Annotated in this window: 1 protein-coding gene; it reads right to left on the bottom strand. The window is 76.7% G+C overall.

Translation table 11 applies throughout. The annotated features are described in order from the left end of the window. The coding region (gene crtI / locus HW445_RS32110) for a phytoene desaturase family protein (protein WP_180224271.1) at positions 1-1098 on the bottom strand (1098 nt) is incomplete at both ends.

Raw genomic sequence — 1098 nt, 5'->3', positions numbered from 1 at the left:
AACACCTGCCGGGGCCGGCGGGACGGCCCGGTCGGCGCGCGGCGCCGGCGGAAGGTGCACGGACGTCCGGCGCGGGGTTCCTCCGGTGACGCGGGCGGCGGCGAGCTTCCCGCTGATGAGCACCGTGGGCACCCCGACGCCGGGGGTCGTGCCGCAGCCCGCCAGCACCACGTTCTCCGCGCCGCGCAGCAGGTTGCGGGGGCGGAACGGGCCGGTCTGGGCGAAGGTGTGGGAGACGGAGAAGGGGCTGCCGTCGGCATGGCCCTGTCCCGCCCAGTCCAGCGGGGTGACGAGCAGTTCCTCCTGCACGCTGTCCGCGAACCCGTCCAGTCCCCGCCGCTCCAGTTCGGCGACCAGGCTGTCCCGGTAGCGGGGGCCCAGGTCGTGCCAGGCCGCCGCGGAGGGGCCGACGGCGGTGTTCGGACAGGGCGCGAGGACGTAGTGGAGGTGCCGGCCGGGCGGCGCCAGGCCGGGGTCGTGCGTGGTGGGGCGGGTGATCAGCAGCGACGGGTCGCTCATCAGCCGTCCGGTACGGGTGAGTTCCTCGAAGGTGTCCTCCCAGGCGGCGCCGAAGGACAGGGTGTGGTGGGCCAGCGAGTCCCAGGTGCGGTCCGTCCCGGCGTGCAGGACGACGGCGGACGGCGAGTGGCGCAGCCGCACCGGACGCTTCGGGGCACGCCCCAGGAGGCCGTGCGCGGCGGGCAGTTCGCAGGTCAGCACCACGGCGTCGCAGGCGATGCGTTCGCCGGTGGCCAGCCGCACCGCGCGGACCCGGCCGGCGGCGCGTTCCAGCGCGGTCACCTCGGCCGAGTAGCGGAACCCGGCGCCCGCGCCGGCCGCCGCGTCCGCCATCCCGCGGGGCAGCGCGTGCATGCCGCCCCGGGGGAACCAGACGCCGGCCACGGTGTCCATGTAGGCGATCACCGCGTAGGCGGCGAGGGCCCTGGCCGGGGCGACCCCGGCGTACAGGGCCTGGAAGGAGAAGACGCGGCGCAGCCGGGGGTCGGCGAGGAACCGGCCGATGCGCCGGTCGAGGCGGCCGAATCCGCCGAGCGCCGCCAGGCGGGCCAGGTCCGGGTGCAGCAGTTGGAACGGCGA

Origin of the sequence: Streptomyces sp. UH6, from assembly GCF_013421635.1 — a bacterium.
GTDB lineage: Bacteria > Actinomycetota > Actinomycetes > Streptomycetales > Streptomycetaceae > Streptomyces > Streptomyces abyssomicinicus.
Note: the sequence above shows the minus strand (reverse complement) of the source record. Positions and strands in the feature narration are given on the sequence as shown.